General features: G+C 41.6%; 7 protein-coding genes and 1 pseudogene. 7 read left to right on the top strand and 1 reads right to left on the bottom strand.

What is annotated here, in order from left to right; genetic code table 11:
* The 6 genes and pseudogenes from IQ274_RS35970 to IQ274_RS35945 all read left to right on the top strand — a co-directional run.
* A pseudogene (locus IQ274_RS35970) lies at positions 1-392 on the top strand (hypothetical protein); the annotation flags it as partial.
* Positions 393-522: 130 nt separating this feature from the next.
* Positions 523-1,350: a hypothetical protein gene (locus IQ274_RS35965; protein WP_194145207.1), complete on the top strand. Its 828-nt coding sequence runs from the start codon at positions 523-525 to the stop codon at positions 1,348-1,350.
* Positions 1,351-1,472: 122 nt separating this feature from the next.
* The gene (locus IQ274_RS35960; RefSeq protein ID WP_194145206.1) at positions 1,473-2,669 is read left to right on the top strand and encodes a hypothetical protein; all 1,197 of its coding nucleotides are present in this window, start codon (positions 1,473-1,475) and stop codon (positions 2,667-2,669) included.
* On the top strand, positions 2,666-4,429 hold the full coding sequence (locus IQ274_RS35955; RefSeq protein ID WP_194145205.1) for a type IV secretory system conjugative DNA transfer family protein: 1,764 nt from the start codon (positions 2,666-2,668) through the stop codon (positions 4,427-4,429). Before IQ274_RS35960 ends, IQ274_RS35955 begins: the two co-directional genes overlap by 4 nt.
* 52 nt (positions 4,430-4,481) lie before the next feature.
* On the top strand, positions 4,482-4,898 hold the full coding sequence (locus IQ274_RS35950; RefSeq protein ID WP_194145204.1) for a hypothetical protein: 417 nt from the start codon (positions 4,482-4,484) through the stop codon (positions 4,896-4,898).
* Positions 4,891-6,138 carry a hypothetical protein gene (locus IQ274_RS35945; protein ID WP_194145203.1) on the top strand — a complete coding sequence of 416 codons (1,248 nt, stop codon included), beginning with the start codon at positions 4,891-4,893 and terminating at the stop codon, positions 6,136-6,138. Before IQ274_RS35950 ends, IQ274_RS35945 begins: the two co-directional genes overlap by 8 nt.
* Positions 6,139-6,209: 71 nt before the next feature.
* Here IQ274_RS35945 and IQ274_RS37165 read toward each other — a convergent pair whose 3' ends face one another.
* A complete protein-coding gene (locus tag IQ274_RS37165) occupies positions 6,210-6,461 on the bottom strand; it encodes a hypothetical protein (protein WP_228058635.1) in 252 nt (83 codons plus the stop codon).
* A gap of 196 nt (positions 6,462-6,657) precedes the next feature.
* On the opposite strand from IQ274_RS37165, the gene IQ274_RS37160 reads away from it, so the two are divergent.
* Positions 6,658-7,146 carry a restriction endonuclease gene (locus tag IQ274_RS37160; protein WP_228058634.1) on the top strand — a complete coding sequence of 163 codons (489 nt, stop codon included), beginning with the start codon at positions 6,658-6,660 and terminating at the stop codon, positions 7,144-7,146.
* Positions 7,147-7,345 lie beyond the last annotated feature (199 nt).

Genomic DNA, 7,345 nt, shown 5'->3' with positions numbered 1-7,345 from the left:
GCGATACGCAAGAAAAGCAACTCCCAGAAAATGCCGTTCTGATAATGGCCAAGGATGGTGGTTTCTTAAAAGCAGAGTCTCGCAGAGGCAGTAATCTGGGCAACAATTTCATCTCTGCTATTGTTGCAGGAGTCGCCAAAGCTGCCGAAGTACAGAATCGCCCCATAACTCAAGTCAGCAGTAACTCTAATGGCTTCTCTACTAGCTCCACTACCAACGATCAAAAAGACCTATCCGCCGCTTTTGGAGAGGGTGCATTTAATAGTGTTCTCGATAATATCAAAAGTTCAAATGTCGCCCGTTCTCAACAGTTAAGTGGTAGAGAAGAAGTATTTGTGATCGATGTTGGTAAGCCAGTGCAAATATTCGTTAATCAAACAATATCGTTATGAGGGAACAGGGAACAGGAAAAACTGATGGTTTTTAACATGAGATTGAGATAATGACCGCCGAATGATTATTGCTCTTATAAAAAAGCTACAACAATAATTTATCTTCCCTGTTCCCAGTAAAAATGGAAAAATGTTAAATAAACTCGCTATTGTTACAAGCTTCTTAATAGCTACTGCCTCAAGCGTGGTAGCAATGCCCATCCGAACGGTTTACGAGAATGATGCAAACTCCAACGCTATCGAATTAAAGGTGTGGAAAGGCTATGGATTAACTATTAATTTGATGTCCACTGGGGAAACTATCAAGCAAGTTTGGATTGGCGATCCAAGTCGCTTCGCATTTACCTCAAACGGTGGTTTATGCCAGTCATCAGGCGGCGATTCTGAATGTGCAGGAGGTAAAGCGACTGTAATCTTTCTTCGCCAGATTGACCCGATCAAGTTTCCTGTTACCTCTAGTAGCAATGGAAGCACTCAAATTACAGTACTTACCAATGAAAAACAATATCAATTTAAGATAGTCCCTGCTACTGGCAACCCAGCCTATACAAGCTTGGTGATTAAATCGGATTCGGAGCGCCCATTGCCAATTACGCGTCCGCGAACGCCGCAACCGCTAACAGTTGAAAAACCGCAATCAGCGCCGCCAGACTTCCCGCAGCCCTCGCCGCCACCACAAACAATAACAGTTCAAAAGCCTCAGCCTGTTGCCTTAATGCGCCCCAATCCTGGGACTACGCTAAATGGTGCGATTCAGAGAAACGATGCTAATGCTCTCGCTTTTGGGCTAGCAGAAGCTGGGCGCAAAGGTCAAGTTAAACCCGGATCTACCACATGGAACAAGGTGCAAGATGCTATCAAACTATTACGGCGTGGCAAGACAAGAGATGAGGCAATTTCACTTTCTCAGGTCGATAAAACCACTTTTTATCAATTACTTGAATGGGGGCGATTGTGAGTGAATTGTTAAAATTTCTTCGTAAAAAACTAGACGAGTTTCTCTATTTGTGTAGGTGGGGAAATGAATTGTTGATATTTTCCGTAACAGCCTAGTTATTAACTCTTACTGTTGTTAAAATCATGAAGTTTAAACTCTTTCTACTGACTGCTTTCGTCTCCCTGGTTCCACTTTCCGCCTCAATCGCAGAGACACCGACAACTACCCCGACAATTGAGCATTCCCAAGGGAATTACAAAACTGCTGCCCCCGACTGGTCAAAAATCACATGGGATACTTTGCCACCCGTTCAGCAGCCTGGATTTTTAAAGATACCTAAAAACCTGATTTCAGTTTTTGGATACGATCCCTCGCGTTCGTGGACAGCAGGGCAAAAAGTAGATTCTGTTGTGATGTTGGGCGATGCAGATGATGCCTTTAAGATGTCTGCCTTGAGCTTAAAGTCCATTAGCACAGTGGCTTTGCCCACTACAGCCACAACCACCAAACCCACCCTCAAAGACTTTGGATTAATCCAATGGCAAACGCCAAAAACATTAGTTAAAGCAATGCCTGAATTAAGCAATCTGAGCCTATCAGAAGTTCCCCCATTAGCCGAACTATTCTCCAAGAACGGCGGCGGCGGCACTATTTCTCAGTCCATAGCCTCAAATCCTCAAGTCGCAAACCTGACACTAGATAAGATTGACCTAAGCAAATATTCGCTTGATTCAATTCCTGGGTTGGACAAAACTCAATTAGGAAAGTTTAAAGCATGGCAGCAAGCTTATGTCAATCAAATTCCTAAATTAAGTCAAGTGCCCTTTGATAAAATGCCTCAGCCTATTAGCTCTGGCATAGATGTTGTGGGTATCGCGTCGGTTGTACTTGGGGCGGCTGAAAAAGGCGATGCAAGGGCTGGGAATGATTACTTTGTGTCTGGCAGCGTTGTCAGAGGCGACCGCACTGAAGAGGTCGCCTGTCCTCCAAGCATTGAATGCTCATACTTAGAGATGGGGGATTTTGTCGGTTCTGAAGGTAGCTTGTATGGTAAGCGTTGGGCATCTGGTTCATCCCAGCTAGTTTTGGGTGGTTATGGAATTCTAGCCGCCGTGAATGGGGGCAAGGAACCCACGGGGCGGTTGGTTTATGGTAGTGGATTCAAGGTAGCGCTAACTGGAGTTAATGAATCGAAGGGGACTGCCGACTTTGGCTTGTTCTTTAGGATCTGTGCGCGACCGCCATTCCAGCAGAAAACTTGCACTCCTTACTTCATTGGGCCAGTTCCCTGGTTGCCCGTGAGCGAGAATGATTTGGTGATTGTGGGGACTGGGCGATGACAGGAACCGCAAACACTATTGTTAAGCCAAATCAATTTATTCCCGCAGGACTTGAATCAGCGCTGTTTTCTCCCGCAGGTTTAGGGGTACTCGTTTGTGGCGCGGTGATTGTAATCGCCAAAATCATCGATAGTAGGGGAGGTATTGCCAAGCTAGCGACAGCGCGGTGGGGCGGGACAAGAGAGAAAACAGCGGCTCGTCAGTTGGCGTGTAAACAAATCCAGCAACGCTTGCATAACCGAGTATCGCTGTATGTGGGAACTCCCAAGAATATAACGAGCGAGGTTATTAATGGTGTCCGTAGAACTTGCATCCCTGAAGATTCAACAACCCTTTATTTTCCAGAGGCACAGCGAGGCATCCTAGTTTGTGGTGGCCCAGGGAGTGGAAAGTCATTTTCAATGATTAATCCCCTGATTCGCTCTGTAATTGATCAGGGTTTACCTCTGGCTTTATATGATTTCAAATACGCCTCCCAGGAATCAGCTGATTCTCCATCTAAAGGGCAAGCTCCAATACTTGCAGGGTATGCGATAGAACGCGGTTATCAAGTTACTGTGCTTGCCCCAGGCTTTGCAGAATCAGCAGTTGCCAACCCTATAGACTTTCTTCGCAGTAATGAAGACTCAGAAATGGCACGGCAGCTTGCGATTACACTCAATCGCAATTTCCAACTCGGTGATAAAGATTCTGGAAATAGCTTTTTCACCAATGCTGGAGATCAGTTAGTCCAAGCCGTTTTTATGCTGGCAAAGGGCACAGAGTATCCAGATATCATGATGTGCCAAGCGATACTAGGATTGCCAAAGTTAGTTAAGCGCATTGAGCAAGCAGAAAATCTGAATTTCATGGTTAGAGAGGCTTTTGCACAGTTTGTATCTGTTGCAGGGTCGCCAGAAACAGCAGCTAGTATTGTGGGTACAGCTAGCGGATTGTTCAGCCGTTTCATGGTTCCCTCGGCATTAGCAGCATTCTGTGGAAAAACTAATATTCCACTGGATTTGAAGGGACGGCAGATGGTGATTTTCGGGATGAACAAAGAGAAGCGTGATGTAATTGCCCCTTTGCTTGTCTCGATTCTGCATCTATTAGTGAGCCGGAATGTAGCTAACAAACGTACTTGTCCTTTGGTATTAGGGATTGACGAATTACCTACTCTTTATTTACCAGCACTGGTTGATTGGCTGAATCAGAATCGGGAAGATGGCTTAATCTCTCTGCTGGGCTTGCAAAACTTATCAATGCTGATTGAATCCTATGGTGAAAACACAACTAATGCAATATTTGGTGGTTGTGCGACCAAAGCATTCTTTAATCCCCAAGATGATGTAGCCGCCGAACGATTTAGTAAGTTTTTAGGTGAAGAGGAAATTAAATACAAGCAACGTTCTCGCTCATCAGGAGGTAAGGGTGGTGCAAGCATTTCTAATTCTGACCAAAACAGTACTCGCAAGTTATTTGATGTCAATCAATTTAACACTTTACCATCGGGGAAAGCAGTAATTATTAGTCCAGGTTTCCGTTCTCGTGGTCAAATAAGTTTGCCAATCTTGCAATCAATTAAGATTCCTCAGCATGAAATCCAATCTGAAACTGACAGTGTGAAAGCTTGGTACGAGTTTCAAAAGTTTTTATCTAAAAAGTCTACTCTCTTAACTCCAGCAGATGAAGAAATGAGAATTCGTCGAGCAGAGGCATTAAAATTGTTGCCTTTGATAGAAACTCAAGAGCAGCTATCAGAATATGCGAGTCTGATTTAAGTAAATATTATCTGGAATCAAATTAAAGCTGAAAATCCGAAGGAGAAATTTCATGTCACCAAGTAAGTTTTACCCGTTCTCTGATTATGATAGAAAACAAATTGCTAAACTTCCTCCTGATATAGCAGCCCTAGCAGATAAATATCCGAGCGAGATTTTAAACACTGCTGATAGTTGGGATAACTTGCCTTTTGATGCTAACTATCTTCCTGAGTGTATTGAAGTCTATAGTGGCGATGCAGATGATGCCAATATTTTTGTGTTAAATGGTGTTCTGAAAGATTATGTCCCATCTCATGCTGAAAAAAATACATCATCGATAACAGTGATGATTGATGGAGAATTTGCTTACATTGAAATTGAAGGTAGACAGGTTCTTAATAAACTCGGTGGGATAGTTTTACCAGAAGTAGCGATTAATCCCGATGTGTTAATTCAGTCAATTCTCAAAGGTGAAAATAATGATTGATGATGGTGAAGCTAAAGAGATTAAGCGAGATTATCTAGAAATTTTAGAATCTCTCCTCAAACTCATCCATGCCAAAGCTAAAGAAAAAGGATTAGATCCCAGCAAGGATGTTCATATTTACTCTAGCTCTAGCAAAGTTTATCAAGGAACATTGGGAGAATCACCCTCTAAAAACTTATTAACACCAACGATAGTAGAGAACTTAAAAAAAGCTCTGTCTGACCCAAAAAATTCTCAAGGTGCAATTTCTATTAAAATTGGTCATGAAAAAGTATTCCATATTAAAAATGGAGAAGTACTGACTGACAAATTAGGTTTAGCTCCGGCATCACAGAAAAATAAAGTTGTAAGTAATGAGCGAATCTACAGTGTAGAAGCTTTAGGAAAACAAGTGCAAGTATTGCAGAAAAAACTAAGTGAACAACAAAAACTTGTAGATAGTATCAAATCAGAACAGCTTTCACCCGAATCTTTATCACAACTAGCTGCTCAAGTTGCCGAAATGAGTAAATCCTTGGAGAAGCAGCAACAGTTGATTGAAAACACCCAAAAAGCATTGTCACAGGTAAATGAACAGTTTTTACCACAAGTTCAAAATACGGTTCTTCAAAATTGGGTGCGTACGGTTGAGAACAAGGTAAAACAAACTGCCAAGAATGTTTTTGAGCGCCTTTTAGATGTGCTGACACCCGAAGTAACGAAGCTCAGAAAGGAAATTACTTCACTTAAATCTCAAATTAATGAACAAATTACTAGCTTCAAGGATGAAGTTAAATATCAGACTAACAGTGTAAGAAATGAACTCAATCAACAAGTTGGTAACTTAACTCAAGAGTTGCGTACACAAGCAGATGGTGTTAAAAACACTATTGAGCAAAGCCTTATGGGTGTTAAGTCAGCTATTGACAATACTCGAACTGAATTACGGGCTACTGTTGATGATGTTAAAGGTCAAGCAATTGAACAGAGTGTCAAAGCAATGCTGAATATCTTGGGCAAAGATAACCCTGATGGTTCTAAGAGTTTTAAAAGTACAAATTTTGATTTTGAACGCCTTGGCGATAATGTAATTGTTCGTGCCAAAAACGGCGAGACTGTTCTCACTGATGGAGTTTTATCGCCTAACGTAAGTGAGAAACAGTTACAGGCACTTGATAAAATTCAATCTGTTGTTGATATGCATCATCAAATTCAGCAGGATTCTCAACAAGAATCACAATTTAGAAATATCCACAGGTAAGCCCGCATTTCTCACAAGCTTGAGGGAATATTGGGCAGAGGGGATTGAACTTGGCACATTGAACTCTCCTACTAGCGAACCTGCTCAAGAGCATAAGCGCAGACTTTGAGGGGTGTGGTGAGAAATCCGGGTGTTCCATGATCAAAGGGGAGCGTAAAAATGATACTAATCCTAATCATTGGTTTGTTGTTTGCACTGGGTGGAATAATTTTTCTAGCTTGGCTGTTTGTATTATTTCCACCTTCAATGCCAAAGTCAAAGTATCGTTCCCAAAGTTTTAAGCAATCGCCATTACTACCTAAGAGTACAAAATCGTCTGACATTTCATCTCAAAATTTTGTACGACAAAGCCCAGCACCAACGCAAAAGACTTTCTTAGCTAAAAACTTTAACAAGCCTGTACAACAAAGCTCAGTAGCAACCCAAAAGGCTTTCTTAGCTAAAAATTTTAAGAAGCAATTACTACCAAGCCCAGCGCGAACACCAAGGGTTAGATTACCTAAAAAGCTTAAAAAACACTTGAATAATATTGAGTACGCTAGTCAAGTATTACTTGAGCTTCGTAGCAGAACTCAATTAGCCAAATTACCAGTAGTAATCGCCACACTGCGTAGGATATCACCCTACGTTTTTGAGGAATTGGTACTCACTTGCTGCTTTGAACAGGGGTGGCAAATTCAACGCAACTTTCGGTACACCTGTGACGGCGGGATAGATGGTCGCGTGTTGATTTTGGGAAAGCTTTATGTAATCCAGGTTAAGCGTTATGCTGATTACATTAGCCCAAAACACATCAAAGATTTCGTATGCTGTATTGAAGGAGAAGGAGCTAATGGTGGATTCTTCGTGCATACTGGCATAACTGGACAGTTATCAAAACAATTGATTCGTCGCCCCGACAAAATAATTTTAGTGAGCGGTCAGAAACTAGTAAATTTTGTCTTAGGTAAGCAGTTAAAAATAGTGGGAATAACAATACCAGTAAAAACAGTGAACAGTTATCAGTAAACAACTAACCTATGAATGAATGAATGAATGAATGAATGAATGAATTAATGGAAATATCTGATACCTGATAATTGATAACTGATAAGTTAGCGTCGAAACTGTAGATGCTCCCCGTTATCATCTGATTGTTGAGGGTTTATTTTCAATCTCTTCAGAATCGATGGTTTGTCATCTCTAATCAGTTGCCTAACGATGTTCA

This window comes from Nostoc sp. LEGE 12447 (assembly GCF_015206985.1).
In the GTDB taxonomy this organism is placed as follows: Bacteria; Cyanobacteriota; Cyanobacteriia; order Cyanobacteriales; family Nostocaceae; genus Nostoc.
This window is presented reverse-complemented; position numbering and strand designations above follow the sequence as displayed.

Coding starts and splice junctions, on each gene's coding strand:
- IQ274_RS37165 (WP_228058635.1), bottom strand. CDS start 6,461: ATGTCAGACGATTTTGTACTCTTAGGTAGTAATGGCGATTGCTTAAAA.
- IQ274_RS35965 (WP_194145207.1), top strand. CDS start 523: ATGTTAAATAAACTCGCTATTGTTACAAGCTTCTTAATAGCTACTGCC.
- IQ274_RS35960 (WP_194145206.1), top strand. CDS start 1,473: ATGAAGTTTAAACTCTTTCTACTGACTGCTTTCGTCTCCCTGGTTCCA.
- IQ274_RS35950 (WP_194145204.1), top strand. CDS start 4,482: ATGTCACCAAGTAAGTTTTACCCGTTCTCTGATTATGATAGAAAACAA.
- IQ274_RS35945 (WP_194145203.1), top strand. CDS start 4,891: ATGATTGATGATGGTGAAGCTAAAGAGATTAAGCGAGATTATCTAGAA.
- IQ274_RS35955 (WP_194145205.1), top strand. CDS start 2,666: ATGACAGGAACCGCAAACACTATTGTTAAGCCAAATCAATTTATTCCC.